This is a genomic window from Streptomyces sp. 7R007 (assembly GCF_054850255.1).
Window position 1 is genome coordinate 99,178 of sequence record NZ_JBTWMV010000004.1, and the last position, 19,161, is coordinate 118,338.

Below are 19,161 nucleotides of genomic sequence, written 5' to 3' on the forward strand. Positions count from 1 at the left end.
GCGTTCAGGCCACTACTGTACGGCGGCCGAGATCCGCAGGATGGTCGCATGTCGACCGAACAGACCCTGAAGGGCGCACAACCCACTGATACGGAAGGGGAGTTGGCGCCCAAGAGGCCCTCTCCCGCGCTCACCCTGACCGCCGCCCTCCTCGGCTTCGCGCTGATCACCCTCGACGCGTCCGTGGTGAACGTGGCCCTGCCCGCGATCGGCGCCGGCCTCGGCGGCGGGATGTCGGGGCTGCAGTGGGTGGTGGACGCCTACACGCTGGCGTTCGCCGCGCTGATGCTGTCCACCGGCGCCTTCTCGGACCGGGCGGGGGCGAGCCGGGCGTTCGCGCTCGGCACCACGGTGTTCACCCTGGCCTCGGTGGCCTGCGGTCTGGCACCGGGGCTCGCGGCGCTGATCGGAGCGCGGGTGGTGCAGGGCACCGCGGCGGCGGTCGTCCTGCCGGCGTCGCTGGCGCTGGTGCGGCAGGCGTACCTGGACCCGGTACGGCGGGCCCGGGCGGTGGCCGCCTGGGCGGCGGGCGGTTCGGCGGCGGTGGCGCTCGGTCCGGTGGCGGGCGGCCTGCTGACCACGGCGTGGGACTGGCGCGGCATCTTCTTCGTCAACGTGCCCGTGGGCGCCGCCATCCTGGCGCTGCTCGTGCGGGCCCCGCGCTCCGAGCGCCGGCCGGCACCGCTGGACCTGCCGGGCCAGGCGACGGCCGTGGTGACGCTGACCGCGCTGACGTTCGCGGTGATCGAGGGCGGGACGGCGGGCTGGGCGGCGCTCGCGGTGGCCGTCGTGGCGGCCGGGGTCTTCCTGCGGGTCGAGTCGCGCACGGCGCACCCGGTGGTGCCGCTCGCCCTGTTCCGCAACCGGACGGTGGCGGTGACGGTCGCCGCGGGCGCCGCGGTCAGCGTCGCCTTCTACAGCCTGGTGTTCGTCTTCTCGCTCTTCTTCCAGCAGGTGCAGGGCCGTTCGGCGCTCTACGCCGGGCTGATGTTCCTGCCGATGACGGGCCTGATCGGCGTGACGAACGTGGTCGCGGGCAAGCTGGCGGCCCGCTACGGGGCCAGGCTGCCGATGGTGATCGGCCAGTGGGTGGCCGTCGTCGGGCTCCTCGTCCTGCTGTACGTCGGCGCCGGCACGCCCTCCGGCCTGGTGGCCGTGCTGCTGGTGCCGCTGGCGCTGGGCTGCGCGCTGACGGTGCCGCCGCTGACGGCCGCGATGCTGGAGGCGGTGCCCGCCGAGCGGGCGGGGCTGGCCGCCGGGGTGCTCAACGCGGCACGTCAGGTGGCGGGCGGCCTCGGCATCGCGGTCTTCGGGACGCTGGTCTCCGGCGGTTTCGTGACCGGCATGCGGGTGAGTCTGGCGATCAGCGCGGCGGTGCTGGCGCTGACCGGGGCGCTCAGCTTCCGTCTCGCAGGTCGCGGGGCCAGGCGGGCCTGAAGTCGATGTGGTCGTACGTCACGACACACCCTCCCCCATCGGCGACTGCGTCATGAAGCCGACCAGCGCCGCGCCCGTCTCCTTCTCGCCGGCCAGCGTGAACAGCCGGACGAAGGTCCAGTGTTCGCCGTCGCGGGAGGCGTGGAAGGCGAAGGCGCGGCCGGTGCGGCTGACCCGCAGCCAGACGGAACTCCCGTCCACGGTGAAGGAGTTGGCGTCGTCGGAGTGGCCCCGGGTGACCACCGTGCAGACGGTGGGCACGTCCGGGGAGTACTCCAGGCAGAGCTTGGCCCAGGCCCGCTCGCCGACATGGACGTAGAGCACTCCCGCGTCGAAGGCCCCGGCGAACCCGACGGTGACCCGGGCGACGAGCTGGAAGTCCCCTTCCGGCGCCCCGAGCAGCCGGGGCGCGTCGGAGGCGGGGTCCAGCCCCTCGTCGGTGGGCGGCACGAAGCGGTCCTGCCGGGGGCCGGCCCATCCGGTGAGGATGCCGTCCTCGTACGACCAGTGCCCGTCGGGGCCGTAGGTGCGCAGGGGGAAGGGCAGTTCGGGGAGTTCCACGTCCATCCAGTGAGTGTCGCAGGTGCAGGTGAGGGACCCGGGGGCGCGGGGAACCGCGCGGAGCGGCCCCGACGACGGGCGGCCCGCGACGCACCGTACCCCGTCGGCGCTATCGCTCCAGGCGGCCGTTGAAGCGCCTGGGCAGGCCCAGCGGGTTGTCGTCGCGCAGCTCGGGCGGCAGCAGCGCCTCGGGGGCGTTCTGGTAGACGACCGGCCGCATCCACCGCTCGATCGCCGTGCCGCCGACGGACGTCGAGGTGGACGTCGTCGCCGGGTACGGGCCGCCGTGGTGCTGGGCCGGGGCCACCGCGACGCCCGTCGGCCAGCCGTTGACCAGCACCCGGCCGGCCAGCGGCGTCAGCTCGGCGAGGAGCTCCGCGCCGCGCCCCTCGCCGGCCGCCTCCTCGGTCGACAGGTGCACGGTCGCCGTGAGGTTGCCCGGCAGCCGGGACAGCACGGCCTGGACCTGCGTGTCGTCGTCGTAGCGGGCGACGACGGTGACGGGGCCGAAGCACTCCTCCAGGAGCAGGTCGTAGGCGCCCTCCTCGGCCAGCTTGTCGGCCGATACCGTCAGGAAGCCCGCGCTGACCGTGTGCTCGCCGCCCGCGCCCGGCGTGACCGGCGACTCCACCTCGGGCAGCCGGGTGCGCTCGGCGATGCCGGCGAGGAAGTTGTCGCGCATCCGGTGGTCGAGGAGCACCCCGGCCTCCGAGTCGCTGACGGCGTCGGTCAGGGACTTCAGGAAGCGGTCGCCGGCCGCGCCGTTCGGGGCGAGGACCAGGCCCGGCTTCACACAGAACTGGCCGACGCCGAGCGTCATCGAGCCGGCGAGCCCGGCGCCGATGGCCTCCGCCCGCTCCGCTGCCGCGGCCTCGGTGATCACGACCGGGTTGAGCGAGCCCAGCTCGCCGTGGAACGGGATCGGCACCGGACGGGCCGCCGCCGCGTCGAACAGCGCCCGGCCGCCCTTGACGGACCCGGTGAAGCCGGCCGCGGCGACCAGCGGGTGCTTGACCAGCTCGACGCCCGCCTCGAAGCCGTGCACCAGGCCGACGACGCCGGCGGGGATGCCGTGCGCGTCGGCGGCCCGGCGCAGCACGCTCGCGACCAGCTCGGACAGGGCCGGGTGGTCGGGGTGGGCCTTGACGACGACCGGGCAGCCCGCGGCCAGGGCGCTGGCCGTGTCGCCGCCGGCGACCGAGAAGGCGAAGGGGAAGTTCGAGGCGGAGTAGACGGCGACCACGCCCAGCGGCACCTTGTAGCGGCGCAGGTCCGGGATGGGCGGGGTGGCGGTGTCGTCCGGGTGGTTGATGATGACGTCGAGGAAGGCGCCCTCGTCGACGATGTCCGCGAAGGCCCGCAACTGGTAGCAGGTCCGGGCGAGTTCGCCGGTGAGCCGGACCGGGCCGAGGGCGGTCTCGGCGTCGGCGGTCTCCACCAGCCAGTCCTTGGCGGCCTCCAGCTGCTCGGCGGCGGTGCGCAGGAAGGCCGAGCGGACGGCGCGGTCGGTGAGGGACGCGCGGGCGTCGTGCGCGGCGCGCACCGCGGCGTCCACCTCCTGGGCTGTGGCCTCCACCGCAACCTGTTCCCGCTGCTTCCCGGTTCGGGGGTCGACACTCCAGACTGGTGCTGCTGCCACCGCGGGTCCCTCCACGTATGTCTTGCGCTGTATTACCGCAGTATCAGGGTTCATCCACCAGGGGCGTTCGATATACTGAACGCCGTCTCTGATGATGAATATGCTGTCGGAGACTATTTCCCGTCCAACGAAGGGGTCAAGGGCGATGTCGGCAGGCGAGACAGGCGGCGGATCGCAGGTCAAGTCCGCGGTACGGACCGTTGAATTGCTGGAGTACTTCGCCGGCCGCCCCGGCATGCACTCGCTCGCCTCCGTCCAGGAGGCCGTCGGGTACCCCAAGTCGAGCCTGTACATGCTGCTGCGCACGCTCGTCGAGCTGGGCTGGGTGGAGACCGACGCGACGGGCACGCGATACGGCATCGGGGTGCGGGCGCTGCTGGTCGGCACCTCCTACATCGACGGCGACGAGGTGGTGGCGGCGGCCCGGCCGACGCTGGACCGGCTCTCGGACGACACCACGGAGACCATCCACCTGGCCCGTCTGGACGGCACGAACGTCGTCTACCTCGCGACCCGCCAGTCGCAGCACTACCTGCGCCCCTTCACCCGCGTCGGCCGCCGCCTGCCGGCCCACTCCACCTCCCTCGGCAAGGCGATCCTCGCCACCTACGGCGACGAGCAGGTCCGCAAGATGCTCCCCGAGACGCTGCCGGCGCTGACCGAGAACACCATCACCGACCGCGAGAAGCTCATCGAGGAGCTGCACCAGGTGCGCGAGCAGGGCTTCGCGGTGGACCGCGAGGAGAACACCCTGGGCCTGCGCTGCTTCGGCGTGGCGATCCCGTACCGCACCCCGGCGCGCGACGCGATCAGCTGCTCGGTGCCCGTGGCGCGGCTGACCCCGGCCCACGAGCAGATGGTGAAGGACGCCCTGTTCGACGCCCGCGACCGCCTGACCCTGGCGACCCGCAGACTGTGACTCCTAGGCTCTGGGCCCATGGACGTCGTACTGCGTGAAGTGCACGACAGCGATCTGCCGGTCTTCTTCCGGCAGATGAACGACCCCGAGGCCGTCCGCCTGGCGGCCTTCACCCCCAAGGACCCGGCCGACCGGGACGCCTTCGACGCGCGCTGGAACCGCATCCGCTCCTCGGGCGACGTGGCGCGGACGGTGCTGGTGGACGGTGACGTGGTGGGCAGCGTGTCGGTCTACGGCGAGCCGGGCGAGCGCGAGGTCACCTACTGGGTGGACCGGGCGTACTGGGGGCGGGGCGTGGCCACGGCCGCGCTGCGCGCGCTCCTTTCCGAGGTGCCCGAGCGCCCGCTGTACGCGCGGGCGGCGGCGGACAACACGGCCTCCCGGCGGGTGCTGGAGAAGTGCGGGTTCCGGGAGACGGCCCGGGCGGTGGGGTTCGCGAACGCGCGGGGCGAGGAGATCGACGAGGTCGTGCTCACCCTGACGGAGTGAGCCGCATGAACGTCCGATGAGAAAAACGGGCGTACGGGAACGATCACCGCATCCCACTCGTCTTCTTGATCGGGATGAACAAGACGATCAGGCGGGTCTCCGTCTTCTCACTGCTGCTGGTGTTCGCGCTGCTGGTCAGGGCGACCTGGGTGCAGTTCTACGACGGCCGGGCCCTGGCAGACGACAGCGACAACCGGCGCAACGCGATCGAGACGTACGCGGACCCGCTCGGGAACATCATCGTGGCCGGCCGGTCGATCACCGGCTCGGCGCGGACCACGGGCGGCGACCTCGCCTACAAGCGGACGTACAAGCAGGGCAAGCTGTACGCCGCGGTGACGGGCTACGCCTCGCAGTCGTACGCCCCCACGCAGCTGGAGGGCATCTACCAGGACCTGCTCAACGGCACGGACACCCGCCTGAAGACGGTGATGGACACGGTCACCGGCAAGCGGGCCGACCCGGGCAACGTGATCACGACGATCGACCCGGACGTGCAGCAGGCGGCCTATGACGCGCTCGGCGACAAGAAGGGCGCGGCCGTCGCCATCGACCCGTCGACCGGCAGGATCCTCGCGGTCGTCTCCACGCCGTCGTACGACCCCACCGCGCTGACGGACGCCAACACCGCGGCCGCCGCCTGGAAGAAGCTCAACGCGGACCCGGACAAGCCGCTCACCAACCGCGCCCTGCGCCAGCCGCTGCCGCCGGGCTCGACGTTCAAGCTGGTCGTCGCGGCGGCCGCGCTGGAGGATGGGCTGTACGCGAACGTCGACGAGAAGACCGACAGCCCCGACCCGTACACCCTGCCGGGCACCACCCGCGAGCTGTCCAACGAGAACCCCAGCGCCCCTTGCGAGAACGCCTCGATCCGCACCGCCCTGCAGTACTCCTGCAACAACGTCTTCGCCAAGATGGCCGTCGACCTCGGCCAGGACAAGGTGAAGGCGATGGCGGAGAAGTTCGGCTTCAACGACGACCGGCAGGACGTGCCGGTCCGGGCGTACACCAGCGTCTACCCCTCGGACATGGACAAGTCGTCCACGGCCCTCACGGGCATCGGCCAGTACGACGTGACGGCCACCCCGCTGCAGATGGCCATGGTGTCGGCGGCGATATCCAACGGCGGCGAGCTGGTCTCGCCGCACATGGTCTCCCAGATCACCGACAGCGGCGGTGACGTGCTGAAGGACTACGACGACAGCGCCAGCACACGCCGGATCGTCAGCTCCTCCACCGCCGAGCAGCTCCAGTCGGCGATGCGGACGGTGGTGGAGAAGGGCACCGGCACGAACGCGCGGATATCCGGCGTCACCGTGGGCGGCAAGACGGGCACGGCCCAGCACGGCGAGAACAACAGCCAGACGCCGTACGCCTGGTTCACGTCCTACGCCCGGTCCGGCGGCAAGCAGGTGGCGGTGGCCGTGGTGGTCGAGCAGTCGGACGCGGCCCGCTCCGAGGTCAGCGGCAACGGACTGGCCGCCCCCGTGGCCAAGGCCATGATGGAGGCGGCCCTGAAGGGCTGAGCCCGGTTACTTCACGCCCAGGATCTGCTCCACCGGATCGATCGCGAAGTACACCAGGAACAGCGCCGAGACCCCCCACAGCAGCCAGTGCACGTCCCTGGCCCTGCCGAGCACCGCCTTGATGACGACGTAGGCCAGGAACCCGGCCCCGATGCCGTCCGTGATGGAGTACGTGAACGGCATCGCGGCGATCGTCAGGAACGCCGGGATGGCGATCTCGTACCGGTCCCAGTCGATGTGCTTGACGTGGGTCATCATCAGGAAGCCCACGGCGATCAGCGCGGGCGCGGCGGCCTGGAGCGGCACGATCGTCAGCAGCGGGGTGAGGAACAGCGCGAGCCCGAAGAGCCCGCCGGTGATCAGGTTGGCGAACCCGGTCCGCGCCCCTTCCCCGACGCCGGCCGCCGACTCGATGTAGGCGGTGTTGGAGGAGGCCGACCCCAGGCCGCCGGCCACCGCCGCCGCGCCGTCGATGAACAGCACCCGTCCGATCCCCGGCACCTGCCCCTGGTCGTCGAGCAGCCCCGCCTCCGCGCTGATGCCGACGATCGTGCCCATGGCGTCGAAGAAGTCGGACAGGATCAGGGTGAAGACGAGCAGCACGGCGGTGAGGATGCCCGCCTTCGCGAAGCCGCCGAACAGGCTGACGTGGCCGACGAGGCCGAAGTCCGGGGCGGCGACGATCTTGTCGGGCACGTGCGGGGTGGTCAGGCCCCAGCTCTTGATGTCGGCGACCGCGTCGATGACGATCGCGACGACCGTCATCGTCACGATGCTGATCAGGATGGCGCCCTTCACCTTGCGCGCCAGCAGCGCGATGGTGAGCAGCACGCCGAGGCAGAAGACCAGCACCGGCCAGCCGGTCAGCCGCCCGACCGCGCCCAGCTGCACCGGCACCGTGGTGTCCGCGGCGTCGGGGATACGGCTGACGAAGCCCGCGTCGACGAAGCCGATGAAGGCGATGAACAGGCCGATGCCGACGCCGATGGCCTGCTTCAGCTGCTGCGGGATGGCGTTCATGATCGCCTCGCGCAGGCCGGTGAGGACCAGCACACAGATCAGGACGCCTTCGAGGACGACCAGCCCCATCGCGTCGGCCCAGCTCATCAGCGGCGCCAGCTGGAAGGCGACGACGGCGTTCAGGCCGAGGCCGGCGGCGATGGCGAGCGGGAGGTTGCCGCCGACGCCCATGATGATCGTCATCACACAGGCCACCAGGGCGGTGGCGGTGACCAGTTGACCGGTGTCGAGTGAGTGGCCGAACTTGTCCTTCGCGCTGCCGAGGATGATGGGATTCAGGACGAGGATGTAGGCCATGGTGAAGAACGTGGCGAAGCCGCCACGTATCTCCCGGCCGAAGGTGGATCCCCGCTCGGAGATCCGGAAGAACCGGTCGACGCCGTTCGCCGCCGGTGGCGCGGCACTCGGCCGGTCGGTGGCCTTCTGGGTGTCGGACATGCGCGTGACTCCTCGGTGCCCGTGCGGTGGTGTGCGGATGCTGGCTGGATTGTTCCCGCGATGAACGCGTTTCAGGTTTTCCTCGTGTTACGGAATCGGGGCCGAAGGGCCAGACTGCGTTCGAAGCCCCGTACGAACACGGCAGTTGGTCACTGCCACACGCACAGAGAGGTCGCCCGTGGGCACGGTCGTCGACGACGCAGCCTCCGTGGAGTTCCATGCCTTCTTCGAGCGGCACTACGCGGAACTCGCGCGGCTCGCGCACCTGTTGACGGGCGAGGCGGACGCCGCCGACGATCTCGCGGCGGACGCCCTGCTCGCCCTGTGGCACCGCTGGGACCGGGTGCGCGCCGCCGACCACCCGGTCGCCTACGCCCGCGGCGTCGTCGCCAACCTGGCCCGCACCCGCATCCGCAGCGCCGTGCGCGAACGCCGGCGCGTCTCCCTGTTCTGGTCGCAGCGCGAGGAGGAGACGGAGAACCCCGACATAGCGGGTGTCGTCGACGTCCAGGAGGCGCTGCGCAGACTGCCGTTCCGCAAACGGGCGTGTGTCGTGCTGCGGCACGCGTTCGACCTGTCGGAGAAGGAGACCGCGCTCGCCCTGGGTGTTTCCGTGGGTACGGTGAAGTCCCAGACGTCCAAGGCGATGGCCGAGTTGCAGAGGATCCTCGGCGAGCAGGGCGTGCCGCAGAAGGTGCACGCGGCGATGGCGCGCGGCGGCGAGACCGGAGGAACGGACCGATGAGGCGGCAGGACGTGCACGACGAGCTGCGCGCCCGGCTGCACCAGGCGGCCGAGGCGCACGAGCCGGACCGGGCCAGGATGCTGGCCCGCATCGAGCGGGGCATGGCCGGGCAGGAGCGCGCCGACCACCGGGCGACGCGCCCGCCGGTGTGGGGCTGGGCGCGGGTGGTGGGCGCCACGGCCGCGGTGGCGGGCATGCTGGCGGTCGGCGGGTACGCGGTGGCCTCGGCGGTGCGGCAGGACGACCCGCCGCAGCGCGAGCAGACGGTCGCGGTCTCCCCCACGCCGACGCCGGAGGCGACCAGCCGGGCGTCCGTGCCGCCGGTGGCCTCCACGCCCAGCCGGGCGCCCGAGACGCATCAGGCGTCCGGCACGCCGACGTCCTCCGCGAAGGCCTCCGGCTCCGTGCCGCCGTCCGCCGACGGCGAGCAGGACGGCCCGCTGTGGTCGGACGGCGCGGTGGACCCGCACAGCAACGACTTCTGGGCGCAGAGCAACGTCACGCTCAAGACGAGCGAGCAACTGACCTCGCTCACCGTGCAGTTGAAGATCGCCGAGACCGGTGGGGTGAGCAGCACGGGCGCCTGGCGGTCGCTGCCGGAGCAGGACTTCGACCTCACGGTCGGCGAGCGGGACGGCTTCCTGGTCTACACGTGGGCGCTCAAGGCGGGCCGTACGGTCGCCAAGGGCGAGTGGGTGTTCGCCGGGCAGTACAACCACGAGCGCGGCGGCCGGGACGCGAAGGGCGACCGTTACACGATCACGGGCACGGCGGACGGCGAACAGCGCGCGGTGGGCGGCGACTTCGCCGCCGACACGAGCGACGAGGGCGCCTCCTGACCGCGCACCGGTGAGCCCCGGCTCCCCACGGATTCCTGCCGCGGAGACAACCACACGTCCCCTTGCGGCGTCCTTTCCCGTGCAGGGACCTGCTGGCCTGAGCCCCCCTCGGCCAGCAGCACAACGCCCCGCCGGTGACGACCGGCGGGGCGTTCTCCTCGTCCGGCGGCCCAGTCCATCGTCGCCCCGACGGCGGTCGAGCCCGTGGTGAGGTTTCGGCGGGTCGCGCGTTCGGCAGCGACCGGCTGTGGTTCGCCGCGGACGGTACCCTTCAGCCGGTCGCGCCGACCCCGGAGTCGATCGCCCTGGTGCGGGGCGTCAGCTGACGAAGTACGTCGGGTTCGGCAGCTTGTACGTCCGGTCGGCGTAGCCGCCGTCCAGGTCCGAGTACTGGTCGCCGAAGTTGGCGACGATGTCGTACCCGAGGTCGTCCTCGATGTGCTCGCGCGTGCCCGCCTTGTACTGCACGGTGGTGCAGTTCCAGGTGCCCGGGGTGGCGCAGGAGCTCAGGTAGGACGGCGGGTTGGCCTTGTCCTTGAGGAACATGTGGGCGGCGTCGAGGTTCACGTCGGCGCCGATCTTCTTCAGGTTCTCCACGGCGGCGGTGCGCTGGGCCTCGCTCAGGCCGGAGTTGTAGAAGACCTCGACGCCCTTCTTCTCCGCGTACCGCACCAGCTCGGCGCTGCCGAAGACGCCCGGACGGTCGGCCCGGTTGACGTAGTCGGCCCAGGTGGTCGAGTTGTAGGTGTAGTTGTAGCGCTTCTCGTAGTCGAGGCTGAGCAGCAGCGTGTCGTCGATGTCGAAGACGACCGCGGGCTTCTCGCCCCGGTGGTGCGCCTTGCGGGCCGCCTGGTCGATGTACTTGCGGGCGGCGGCGTCGATGGCCGCCAGGTCCTTGGCGTACGGGCTGTCCGGGGACGCCTGGTACACGCCGTCCGCGTCGGCCGTGGTGCCGTAGTAGGTGTCGATGTCCTTGACCAGGAGGCCGATGTTGTACGGCTCGTGGGTCGAGTCGGCCGTGGACTGGCCGGCCGTGGCCGCGCCGGCGCCGTAGAGGGCGGCGCCGGCGAGCGAGCACGCTGCGGCGATGGCCGCGATACGCAGTGGCTTATGCATGACAGGTTTCTACGCGCGTCACCCCGGCGGGCGCGAGACCCGTTGCCCGATCGATATCTCCTCGGCGGGCAAAAAACGGGTCAAGCACCCTGAATGGCCGGTTCCGATTAGTTCATCGTGGCGCCGATGGTGGTACTGCCGGTCGTCAGGAACGTCGTCACCGGCAGCGAGCCGTCCGACTGGCGGGCGTTGTACGTCGAGGAGGCGTCCGTGGACTTGAAGGCGGGCGTGCTGATCCCGCTGTCCCAGTTGTTGCCCTGCGAGACGACCGAGGAGCCCTTGCTGACCAGGCCCGACCCGTTGCTCACGGCGAGGTTCTTGCCGAGGCGGGCCGCGCTGGTGGCGAAGTAGTACCCCCAGCCGCCGTTGGCGTAGGCGGTGGTGCGGTTGATGACGAGGGCGCCGGTGTTGGAGTTCTCCGTGAAGCCGTTGCCGGCGTTGCCCCACGCGGCGGAGTTGTTGACGACGTGCGCCACGGTCACCCCGTTGCCGCCCAGCTTGTAGCCGTTGCCGTTGCCCTCGAAGGCGGAGTCGCCCCAGCGGTTGACGCCGTTGCCGAAGGACCAGGTGTGCTCGACGGTCACCGGCGAGGAGAAGGACCACAGGTCGATGCCGTCGTCCGAGTTGTTGTAGAGCCGGGCGCCGGTGACGAGGTTGCCGGTGCCGGAGCCGAACTTGATGGCGACCCCGTCGGCGTTCTGGCCGTGGGTGGCGGCGTCGTAGTTGCCGTAACTGTCCAGGTTCTTCACGGTGTTGTTGACCGTGCCGTCACCGGTGAGCGTGAAGCCGGAGTCGCCGCCGTTGATGGTCTTGATGTTGTTCCAGGTGGTGCCGGTGCACGACTGGCAGACCACCGCGCTGTCCGGGGAGTTCTGGAAGGTGATGCTGGAGACGTTCCAGTAGTCCGCCGTCAGCTTGAAGATCCAGGACCCGGAGGGCAGCGAGGAGCCGTCGATCTTCACGGTCTCCGAACCGTACGCGGTGAGCGTGATCGGTGCGGAGGAGGTGCCGTTGGCCGTGGACTGGAGGGTGGCCGTCGGGTAGTAGGTGCCGCCGCGGACCTGGATGACCGTGCCGGCGGTGGCGTTCTTGACGGCGTTGGTCAGGTCGGTCGAGTTGCTGACGACCACGGTGGCCGCGTGCGCCTGGGCGGGCAGGACGACGGCGAGACCGGCGCCGAGGGCGAGCGCCGACAGGGCGGAGAGAACGGTACGACGAGACATGGAGTGCGGGTCCTTTCGTCGTGCGGGGAAGGGGATGGGGGGATCACAGGACGGAGTCGAGCCAGTCGAGGACCTCGTCCTGCATGCGGTCGACGAAGACATGGCCGAGGTCGGGCCAGGTCTTCAGGTGCAGCCGCTCCTCGGCGTGACGGGAGCGCCAGACGGCACGCAGCCGGTCGTGGGCGGCGCTGACGCCGTCGGCGGGGAACAGCGGGTCGAGCCCGCCGTTGAAGAACAGCATCGGCCTGGGTGCGGCGATGCTCGCCACGTCGGGGAAGTCGAGGAACCGGGGCAGCCCGGGGTGGAGCATGTAGTACGAGGACTGCCCGCGCAGCGTGTTGTTGCCGGGCACCATCATCTGCTTCAGGCCGGTCATCCAGCAGACGGCCGCCGTCGCGGCGACGTCGTCGGTGAGGGCGGCCGTCTGCCAGGCGCGGAAGGCGCCCATCGAGAACCCGACGGCCGCGACCCGCCGCCGGTCCACCCGGTCGAGCCCGGCGAGGAAACCGGCCGCGCGGGCGTCCTCGCGGGCGGTCAGGCCGGCCAGGGAGGAGCCGAGGTTGTAGAAGTTGGAGGCCAGGGCCTGCTGCTGGTCGTAGGCCACGGGTCCGCGGTCGCCCCAGCCGAGCGCGTCCGCGCACAGCACCACGTAGCCGCGCCGGGCCAGCTCGTCGCCGACGAACCGTCCGCTGAAGTACTTCTGCGCCCACGCCTCGGCGGAGGCGAGCCGGGTGTCGTCGTACCAGGGCCGGACCAGTTTCTCCTTGCCGATGTCGAACTTGGCGCCGTGGTCGTGCAGGAGCAGGACGGCCGGGAAGGGCCCGGTGCCGTGCGGGGTGAGGAGGGCGGCGCGGACGCGTTCGTAGCGGGTGAGGGAGAGGGTGACCAACTCCCTCGTGTAGCCGTCGCCTTCCGAGCGCGCGCCGAACTCCGGGGCGTACGGCGTCCCGTCCTGCCGTCCGACGAGCAGCAGCTCCTCGACCTTGGCGCGGGCGGCCCGGCGCCAGGCGGAGAAGTCGCGGAGGGGCGAACGTCCCCACGCGAGGGGGAAGTCCAGCTCGTCCTTGAGTGCCGGGTGGAAGTCGGGCAGCGGCCCGTCGACCACCGCGGCCTGCGCGCTGCCGGCGGCCACCGACCCGGCCATCAGCGCGGCCCCCGCTCCGGCCACGAACGCACGGCGCCCCAGCGGGTCACGGACGTTCATACGGCCTCCAGTCGCCGAGATAGGTCCGCGGGGTGTGCTCCGCCGCCTCCTCGGTGGTCAGCTGAGGCCGGTTCTCCGGCACCGGGATCGCCGCGCCGGGACCGGAGTTGCGGTACTCGCGAAAGCGCATGGTCTGCCAGGGATAGGCGTCCCGCATGTTGGTGTAGGGCGCCACGGGGTCGATCCCGGGCCCGATCCAGGTGTCCCGGACGACGACCGAGGGCCAGGCGGTCGTCTCGTACGACGGCACCCAGGGCCGGGCCAGCTTGTACGCCGCGTCCTCGGCGGCGGAGGTGATCCGGGAGCGGACGGCGAGGATGCCGTAGGGGTTGGCACGGGCGGTGGAGGGGGCGAAGACCATGCCCTTGGGGGTGAAGTCGACGTCCCGCTGGAGGGTGTGGAAGCGGCAGGCGTCGAAGACCGCCCGCGCCCGCCCGAAGACGAAGTCGACGTCGCCCTCGATGTGGCAGCGGTGGAAGTACTGCCGGTCGAAGGCGTCGAGCGCGGTCGTGTCGACGAAGAGGGTGTCCTGGTGGGCCAGCAGCCGGACGTTGTCGAAGTGCGTGCGGTCGCCGTAGGTGTACGCGGCCACCGCCTGCGTGCCGGTGATGTCCGGATGATCGGCGCGCAGCCAGTCGTTGGCGAGGGTCAGGTCGCGGACGGTGAGACCCGGCGCCGCGGAGGTGAAGGTGGCCGAGCCGGCCGTGCCGTAGGTGGTGCCGTCGGGTTTCTTCGTGCCGTTGGCGTGGTCGTAGACGATGACGGCGGCCCGCGGATCGCGGACGGCACCGCGGATCGTCAACTCGGCTGCCGAGGCGGGGACGTTGACGACCTCGCGGTACGTCCCCGGGTGCACGACGATCGTCCGGCCGGGCCCGTCCACCGCGTCCACGGCCGCCTGGACGGAGTCGCCGGGGCGCACGTGCAGGACACGGCGGTCGAGGGCGCGGGCCGGGGTGGCCGACAGGGCGAGCAGGCCGCCGGCGGCCAGGAGTGCGCGTCGGGACAGCACGGTCAGCACTCCTTCCAGGGGGTCCAGTCGCCGAGGTGGACCTCGCGGGTCGCCGACTCGGCCTCCGCGTCGCTCAGTTGCGGCCGGTTCTCGGGGACGGTGACGACGGCGCCCGGTCCGGTGTCGCGGTACTCGGCGAACCGCTGGTTCTGCCAGGGGTAGGTGTCCGACATGTTGGCGTAGGGGGCGACGGCGTCGATGCCGGGGCCGAGCCAGGTCTCGCGGACCGTGAGCATGGGGCGGGCGGTGGGGTCGGAGCCGGGGACCCAGGGGCGGGCCAGCTTGTAACAGCCGTCGGGGGCCTCGCTGCTCACCCGGCACCTGGTCACCAGGTAGCCGTGCGGGTTGGCGGCGGCCGTGGAGGGCGCGAAGACGAAGCCGTAGGGGGCGGCGGCCAGGTCGGTGCGGTTCAGGGTGCGGAAGTGGCAGTGCTCGTAGACCGCGGTCGCCCGCCCGAAGACGAAGTCGACGTCGCCCTCGACGTAGCAGTGCGCGAAGTACTGGCGGGCGAACGTGCCGAGCGCCGTCGAGTCGGCGTACAGGGTGTCCTGGTGGCCGAGGAAGCGGCAGTGCGTGAAGGCGCTGCGGTCGCCCTGCACCTTGATGGCCACCGCCTGGGTGCCGGTGATGTCGGGGTGGTCGGCGCGCAGCCAGTCGTTGGCGAAGGTGATCCAGCGGGCGGTGAAGCCGTCGCCCTGCACGGTGGTGGTGGCGGAGCCGGTGGTGCCGTAGGTGCCGCCGCCGGGTTTGGGGGTGCCGTTGGCGTGGTCGTAGACGATCACGACGTCCCGGGGGTCCTCCGAGGCGCCGATCCAGGTGGCCTCGGTGCGGGTGGCGTCCGACAGGACCGTCTCCCGGTAGGTGCCGGGGGCGAGGACCAGCGTCCAGCCGGTGCCGGCGGCGGCGGTCACCGCGGCCTGGACGGTGGTGAAGTCGCCGCGGCCGAGCGGGTCGACGTACAGGGTCTGCGGGGTGCGGCGGCGGTCCGGGGAACCGTACCGGCCGAAGGGGCGCGCGCGGTCGGCGGCGCGGGCGGGGGCGGAGGCGAGGCCCAGGGCGGCGAGCGTCCCGGCGCTCGCGGCGAGGAGACCTCTTCTGGACAGGGGGAGGTGAGGCGAGGGCATACGGGTGTTCCTTCGCAGTGCGGCTCAGGAGAGGGGCGGCCGGGGCGTGGGGAACCCCGGCCGTGCGGGGGCGTCAGCCCAGGCGGCCGGCGCCGGCGCGGTGGTCGACGATCCCGGGGACCGCCGTGGCGGGGTCGACCCTGGTGCGCAGGGCGGGCGTCCAGCCGGCGCCCGACTGGAGGATCTCGGTGGGCACTTCGGCGTTGTGGACGGCGATGAGGTCGGTCGGCTCGCCGTTGACGTAGTTGTCGTCGGCGGTGAGCGGCGCTTCCTTCCACTTCTTCAGGATCGAGCCGGCCGAGACGCCGTCGGGCAGCGTGAACGCGTTGTGCTCGGCGACGAGTTGGGACTCCATGCCGATGCCGTAGCTGTAGCCGTAGCCGTCCCCGGCGACGAAGTGGTTGTTGTAGGAGTCGACCTGTCCGAACCGGACCCGCGGCGCGCGCTCCACCAGGTTGGAGAACAGGTTGTGGTGGAAGGTCACCTTCAAATGCCCGCGGTCGACGGCGGCCGTCGAGGCGCTGTCGCTGTTGCCGATGAGGATCGTCTTGTCGTGGTTCTCGAAGACGTTCCAGGAGGCGGTGACGTAGTCGGCGCCCTTGACGATGTCCATCTCGCCGTCGTGCTGCTGGTAGATGCGGCCGTAGTAGGAGGGCAGCGTGCTGTCCGGGTGGTCGCCGTCGGTGAAGGTGTCGTGGTCCATCCAGACGTGCGTGGCGCCGTAGATGTCGACGCTGTCGTACTCGGAGTTCCAGTTGCCGTCGGCGGTGTCGGTCGGGTCCCACTGCGGGAAGCAGTCGAGGGGGCTCTCGAAGGCCAGGTTGCGGACGATGACGTTGTCGACGGCCTTGATCTGGAGGCTGGCGCCGCGGAAGCCGGCGTTCTTGCCGACGCCGATGATCGTGGTGTTGGCGGGGACGTACGCCTTGATGTACTCGTCCTGGTTGTCCTGGGAGGCGCGGCGCAGGCCCTCGGGGCTGTCGTCGGGCTCGGCGTCCAGGTTCTTGTCACGGCCCCAGACGGCGGGGTCGTAGGTCTTCAGGTAGGTGTCGAAGTCGTACCCGGCCACCGCGAACGCGTCGCAGCCCGGTCCGTCCGCGTCGATGGTGCCCTTCACCCTGATGATCTTCGGTGCGGTGCCGCCGGCCGCCAGGGCGGCCTTGAAGCCGTCCCAGTCGGTGACGGTGTAGACGTGCGCGGCGTCGGCGGCCGAGCCGCCGGTCGTGCCGGTGCCGGCGGCGGCCCAGCCGTCGTTCGCGGGCAGTACCTGCCGGTCCGCGGAGGGCCGGTGGGCGGCCTGGGCGGTCCCGGTGACCGCCAGGACGAGGGCGGTGCAGCCCACGACCGTTGCTATGACACGTCCATGACATTTCTGTGTGCGCACTGTACGGGTCTCCTCAGCTTGCGGGTGGCCAGGTGATCCACGAGGTGGGAATGTCCTCGTGCAGCCGGATGACGTCGTGCCGGGCCAGCACCCGGGTGCGCAGCAGCTCCTGCGCCACGAGCCGGGCCACGGCGATGGCCCCCGGCGGGTTGAAGTGCGTGTTGTCCTGCTCGGTGTCCGTCCAGTTGAAGTACGTCTTGGTCGCCTCGGCCCCGAGCGACTGCCACAGCGCCAGCGACAGCGCCTCGATGTCGAGCAGCGCCACGCGCTCCTCCCGGGCCAGGGCCCGCATCGCCGCCGGATAGTCGCCGTGGGTCGGCACGGCGTTGCCGTCCGCGTCGAAGCGCCGCCGCTCGACGGGGGTGGCGAGCACCGGCCGGGCACCGTGGGCGCGGGCGCCCTCGATGTAGAGCCGCAGATAGTCCTGGTACGTCGTCCAGGGCTCGGTGTACCGGGTGGGGTCCTCGCTCTTCTCGTCGTTGTGCGCGAACTGGACGACGAGCAGATCGTGCGGCCGTATCACGGCGAGTATCGCGTCGAGCCGTCCCTCGTCCACGAAACTCTTCGAACTCCGGCCGTTCACCGCCTGGTTGGAGACGGCGACTGCTTCGCGCAGGAAGAAGGGGAGCGCCATTCCCCACCCGGTCTCGGGGGCCGCGTCGGCGTATTTCCGGGCGGCGGTGGAATCACCGGCGATGTGGAGCGTGCGCTGCTTTTCCCGGGGGGAACGCCCGACGAGCGGGACGACACCCACCGCGGCAGCGGTGACCTGTCTACGGGTCAGCGACAAGATCGTTCACCTTTCCAGGCTGAGGGGCGCGGGGAACTGCGCGACCGGCCACGGACCGCCCGGCAGTCCCCCACGACCGGAACCGCGCGAATCAGTGGTTCTTCTTCCAGTCCGCCTGCGCCTTGTTCAGCTGATCGGCCAACGTGTCCAGGAAGTCCTTCACGCTCATCTTCCCGAGCAGCACCTTCTGGAAGTTCGGCTCGTTGTCGGCCTTGGAGATGGTGTTCCAGTCCGGCAGGTAGTACGGCAGCTGCACGATCTTCGTGCCGTTGCCGTTGAGCGCCTCGGCCGCCAGCTTCGCCGGCTCGGCCTTCTGGATCCACGCGTCCTGCGCCGCCTCCGTGTTGGCGGGAATCTGCCCCGCCGACTCGTTGAACTTCGAGTTCTCCTCGTGCGAGACGGCGAACTCGATGAACTTCCAGGCGGCCGCCTTGTTCTTGCTGGACTTGAACAGGCTCAGCCCGTCGACCGGGTTGGAGACCTGCACGCGCGTGCCGTCGGCCTGCGTCGGGTTGGGCAGACCGCGGAACTTGTCCGCGCCCAGCGCCTTCAAGTGGTCCTGGTAGGAGCCGAGGTTGTGGCTCAGCATGCCGATGGTGCCGCTGTCCCACTGGGCGACCATCTTGGTGAAGTCGTTGTTGACGTCGGCGGACGGGGTGTCCTTCTTGTACAGGGCGACGTACTTCTCCAGCGCGGCGACGTTCTTCGGGTCGTTGACCGTCGTCTTGTCCCCGTTCCAGAACGAGGTGATCCCGCTCTGGCTGTACGCCGCGTCCAGCGCCGGCGCGATGGAGCCCTCACCGCCGCGAATGGTGAACCCGAACTCGTTCTTGCTCTTGTTCGTGAGCTTGTCGGCGGCCGTGTAGAACCTGTCCCATGTCGTCGGCGCCTCCAGCCCCGCCTTCTGGAACAGGTCGGTGCGGTACCACAGCGTGCCGTTGTTGGAGGAGGTCGGGATCTGGTACAGCTGGTCGCCGCCGCCGGCGGCCTTGCTGCTCGCCAGCAGGTTCTCGCTGAGCTTGCCGCTCAGCGAGCTCTTCGCCAGCCGGCTGTCCAGCGGCTCCAGCGCGCCCTGCACGGCGACCTCGGCGAGCATCGCGGTGCCGACACCGCCGACGTCGGGCAGGCCGCCGCCCTGGATGGCGGTGTCGTACTTGGACTGGGCGCTCGCGGCGGGGATGCCGACGTACTTGACCTTGATGTCCGGGTACTTCTTCTCGAAGTCGGAGATGATCTCCTTCCAGATGTCGGTCCGGACACCGCCGTTGTTGTCCCAGAAGGTGATCTCCCCCTTGCCGGAACCCTCGTTGCCCTTGTCCCCCGCGCTGCCGCTGCCGTCGTCGCCGCACGCGGTGGCGGTCAGGGCGAGCACGGAGCCCAGGGTCACGGCGAGGGCGGCGCGCCTGCTTCTGCGGATGCTGCTCTTCATTGGTCGGCTCTCTTCTTCTGGTTCCAACGGAGATGTGAGGGTGTGGGGGTCAGTGCCGGCCGTGGGGGGCCCAGTCGTCGTTGCCCTTGAGGTAGTCGGCGACGGTGAGGTCCCGCGCCTCGTCGTCGCTCAGCCGCGGGCGGTCCGCGGTGACCGCGGCGCCCGCCGGACTCGCGGCCCCGGCCTGGCCGACGGCGCCGAGGCAGAGCGCGGCCACCAGGCCGATCACGGCGGCCAGGACCCGGCCCGGACCCGGTCTCGACACC

The 19,161-nt window shown here is 71.1% G+C and carries 17 protein-coding genes and 1 pseudogene; 6 read left to right on the top strand and 12 right to left on the bottom strand.

Annotation, left to right across the window (positions count from 1 at the left end):
• Positions 1-48 precede the first annotated feature (48 nt).
• Entirely contained in the window at positions 49-1,437 is a 1,389-nt protein-coding gene (locus ACYF6T_RS07180; RefSeq protein ID WP_461694347.1) for an MFS transporter, read from the top strand.
• Here ACYF6T_RS07180 and ACYF6T_RS07185 read toward each other — a convergent pair.
• Together ACYF6T_RS07185 and ACYF6T_RS07190 are read right to left on the bottom strand one after the other, a co-directional pair.
• A pseudogene (locus ACYF6T_RS07185) lies at positions 1,397-2,004 on the bottom strand (DUF1349 domain-containing protein). The gene ACYF6T_RS07180 and the pseudogene ACYF6T_RS07185 sit on opposite strands and share 41 nt — an antisense overlap.
• Before the next feature lie 103 nt (positions 2,005-2,107).
• Positions 2,108-3,637 (bottom strand): aldehyde dehydrogenase (NADP(+)), encoded by a 1,530-nt coding sequence (locus tag ACYF6T_RS07190; protein WP_461694348.1) that lies wholly within the window; start codon positions 3,635-3,637, stop codon positions 2,108-2,110.
• A gap of 145 nt (positions 3,638-3,782) precedes the next feature.
• Here ACYF6T_RS07190 and ACYF6T_RS07195 point away from each other — a divergent pair, with 145 nt between their 5' ends.
• From ACYF6T_RS07195 to ACYF6T_RS07205, 3 genes are all read left to right on the top strand, one after another.
• Entirely contained in the window at positions 3,783-4,556 is a 774-nt protein-coding gene (locus ACYF6T_RS07195; protein WP_461694349.1) for an IclR family transcriptional regulator, read from the top strand.
• Positions 4,557-4,574: 18 nt separating this feature from the next.
• A complete protein-coding gene (locus tag ACYF6T_RS07200) occupies positions 4,575-5,045 on the top strand; it encodes a GNAT family N-acetyltransferase (RefSeq protein ID WP_461694351.1) in 471 nt (156 codons plus the stop codon).
• Between the two features lie 74 nt (positions 5,046-5,119).
• On the top strand, positions 5,120-6,571 hold the full coding sequence (locus ACYF6T_RS07205; RefSeq protein WP_461694353.1) for a peptidoglycan D,D-transpeptidase FtsI family protein: 1,452 nt from the start codon (positions 5,120-5,122) through the stop codon (positions 6,569-6,571).
• 6 nt (positions 6,572-6,577) lie between these two features.
• Here ACYF6T_RS07205 and ACYF6T_RS07210 read toward each other — a convergent pair whose 3' ends face one another.
• The gene (locus tag ACYF6T_RS07210; protein ID WP_461694354.1) at positions 6,578-8,029 is read right to left on the bottom strand and encodes an NCS2 family permease; all 1,452 of its coding nucleotides are present in this window, start codon (positions 8,027-8,029) and stop codon (positions 6,578-6,580) included.
• A gap of 178 nt (positions 8,030-8,207) precedes the next feature.
• Here ACYF6T_RS07210 and ACYF6T_RS07215 point away from each other — a divergent pair, with 178 nt between their 5' ends.
• A complete protein-coding gene (locus ACYF6T_RS07215; protein ID WP_461694356.1) occupies positions 8,208-8,774 on the top strand; it encodes a SigE family RNA polymerase sigma factor in 567 nt (188 codons plus the stop codon).
• Positions 8,771-9,613 carry a hypothetical protein gene (locus ACYF6T_RS07220; protein ID WP_461694358.1) on the top strand — a complete coding sequence of 281 codons (843 nt, stop codon included), beginning with the start codon at positions 8,771-8,773 and terminating at the stop codon, positions 9,611-9,613. Before ACYF6T_RS07215 ends, ACYF6T_RS07220 begins: the two co-directional genes overlap by 4 nt.
• A 318-nt stretch (positions 9,614-9,931) precedes the next feature.
• Here the strand turns inward: ACYF6T_RS07220 and ACYF6T_RS07225 are convergent, their stop codons facing one another.
• The 9 genes from ACYF6T_RS07225 to ACYF6T_RS07265 all read right to left on the bottom strand — a co-directional run bounded on the left by ACYF6T_RS07225 (position 9,932) and on the right by ACYF6T_RS07265 (position 19,160).
• Entirely contained in the window at positions 9,932-10,729 is a 798-nt protein-coding gene (locus tag ACYF6T_RS07225; RefSeq protein WP_461694360.1) for an HAD family acid phosphatase, read from the bottom strand.
• 107 nt (positions 10,730-10,836) lie between these two features.
• Complete coding sequence (locus ACYF6T_RS07230) at positions 10,837-11,952, bottom strand: right-handed parallel beta-helix repeat-containing protein (RefSeq protein ID WP_461694362.1); 1,116 nt, start codon at positions 11,950-11,952, stop codon at positions 10,837-10,839.
• Positions 11,953-11,995: 43 nt separating this feature from the next.
• Complete coding sequence (locus ACYF6T_RS07235) at positions 11,996-13,156, bottom strand: dienelactone hydrolase family protein (RefSeq protein ID WP_461694364.1); 1,161 nt, start codon at positions 13,154-13,156, stop codon at positions 11,996-11,998.
• On the bottom strand, positions 13,143-14,165 hold the full coding sequence (locus ACYF6T_RS07240) for a pectinesterase family protein (protein WP_461694767.1): 1,023 nt from the start codon (positions 14,163-14,165) through the stop codon (positions 13,143-13,145). Before ACYF6T_RS07240 ends, ACYF6T_RS07235 begins: the two co-directional genes overlap by 14 nt.
• Positions 14,166-14,170: 5 nt before the next feature.
• A complete protein-coding gene (locus ACYF6T_RS07245; protein WP_461694366.1) occupies positions 14,171-15,292 on the bottom strand; it encodes a pectinesterase family protein in 1,122 nt (373 codons plus the stop codon).
• A gap of 73 nt (positions 15,293-15,365) precedes the next feature.
• Positions 15,366-16,676 (bottom strand): pectate lyase family protein, encoded by a 1,311-nt coding sequence (locus tag ACYF6T_RS07250; protein WP_461694368.1) that lies wholly within the window; start codon positions 16,674-16,676, stop codon positions 15,366-15,368.
• Between the two features lie 13 nt (positions 16,677-16,689).
• Entirely contained in the window at positions 16,690-17,466 is a 777-nt protein-coding gene (locus ACYF6T_RS07255) for a rhamnogalacturonan acetylesterase (RefSeq protein WP_461694370.1), read from the bottom strand.
• Between the two features lie 91 nt (positions 17,467-17,557).
• Entirely contained in the window at positions 17,558-18,895 is a 1,338-nt protein-coding gene (locus tag ACYF6T_RS07260) for an ABC transporter substrate-binding protein (protein ID WP_461694372.1), read from the bottom strand.
• Between the two features lie 49 nt (positions 18,896-18,944).
• On the bottom strand, positions 18,945-19,160 hold the full coding sequence (locus ACYF6T_RS07265; protein ID WP_461694374.1) for a hypothetical protein: 216 nt from the start codon (positions 19,158-19,160) through the stop codon (positions 18,945-18,947).
• Position 19,161: the final 1 nt, after the last annotated feature.

What these genes read in the sequence shown, in the direction of transcription:
- ACYF6T_RS07200 (WP_461694351.1), top strand. Translation starts at nt 4,575, where the DNA reads ATGGACGTCGTACTGCGTGAAGTGCACGACAGCGATCTGCCGGTCTTC.
- ACYF6T_RS07245 (WP_461694366.1), bottom strand. Translation starts at nt 15,292, where the DNA reads ATGCCCTCGCCTCACCTCCCCCTGTCCAGAAGAGGTCTCCTCGCCGCG.
- ACYF6T_RS07210 (WP_461694354.1), bottom strand. Translation starts at nt 8,029, where the DNA reads ATGTCCGACACCCAGAAGGCCACCGACCGGCCGAGTGCCGCGCCACCG.
- ACYF6T_RS07195 (WP_461694349.1), top strand. Translation starts at nt 3,783, where the DNA reads ATGTCGGCAGGCGAGACAGGCGGCGGATCGCAGGTCAAGTCCGCGGTA.
- ACYF6T_RS07230 (WP_461694362.1), bottom strand. Translation starts at nt 11,952, where the DNA reads ATGTCTCGTCGTACCGTTCTCTCCGCCCTGTCGGCGCTCGCCCTCGGC.
- ACYF6T_RS07220 (WP_461694358.1), top strand. Translation starts at nt 8,771, where the DNA reads ATGAGGCGGCAGGACGTGCACGACGAGCTGCGCGCCCGGCTGCACCAG.
- ACYF6T_RS07235 (WP_461694364.1), bottom strand. Translation starts at nt 13,156, where the DNA reads ATGAACGTCCGTGACCCGCTGGGGCGCCGTGCGTTCGTGGCCGGAGCG.
- ACYF6T_RS07260 (WP_461694372.1), bottom strand. Translation starts at nt 18,895, where the DNA reads ATGAAGAGCAGCATCCGCAGAAGCAGGCGCGCCGCCCTCGCCGTGACC.
- ACYF6T_RS07225 (WP_461694360.1), bottom strand. Translation starts at nt 10,729, where the DNA reads ATGCATAAGCCACTGCGTATCGCGGCCATCGCCGCAGCGTGCTCGCTC.
- ACYF6T_RS07180 (WP_461694347.1), top strand. Translation starts at nt 49, where the DNA reads ATGTCGACCGAACAGACCCTGAAGGGCGCACAACCCACTGATACGGAA.
- ACYF6T_RS07205 (WP_461694353.1), top strand. Translation starts at nt 5,120, where the DNA reads ATGAACAAGACGATCAGGCGGGTCTCCGTCTTCTCACTGCTGCTGGTG.